This is a genomic window from Salegentibacter tibetensis, from assembly GCF_020164485.1.
GTDB classification, from domain to species: domain Bacteria; phylum Bacteroidota; class Bacteroidia; order Flavobacteriales; family Flavobacteriaceae; genus Salegentibacter; species Salegentibacter tibetensis.
Map to the genome: position 1 here is coordinate 1 of NZ_JAIQZA010000136.1, position 297 is coordinate 297.

The 297-nt window shown below is 36.4% G+C and carries 1 protein-coding gene; it reads right to left on the minus strand.

All coding sequences use genetic code 11. The features are described 5' to 3' along the window. Positions 1-73: 73 nt before the first annotated feature. Positions 74-297, minus strand: a 224-nt coding sequence (locus tag LB467_RS18825) for a DUF3179 domain-containing (seleno)protein (protein ID WP_224475682.1), incomplete at its 5' end; no start/stop codon positions are given.

Below are 297 nucleotides of genomic sequence, written 5' to 3' on the forward strand. Positions count from 1 at the left end.
CAAAGGAGAATCATTAAGAAAAGGAGCTTTAAAGAACGAGTAACATTAATTTTTTATATAATTGCAGTATCTTTCAAAGTGGCACTGTTTGACCGAAACAGGTGGCACCATCACTCCGAAATAGCCAATTAGGGTATGGATTACGGGAATAATTCCGGTTGAAACCGGTATCTTCAGATAAGACTAATGTATTTGGATGTTTATCCTTCCAGGATTCCCAGGTAGTATTAGCGGTATTTAAAACTGTTAGTTGTTCTCCTTTTAACTGGCCAGTTATAGCTTGATATTTTAATTGGG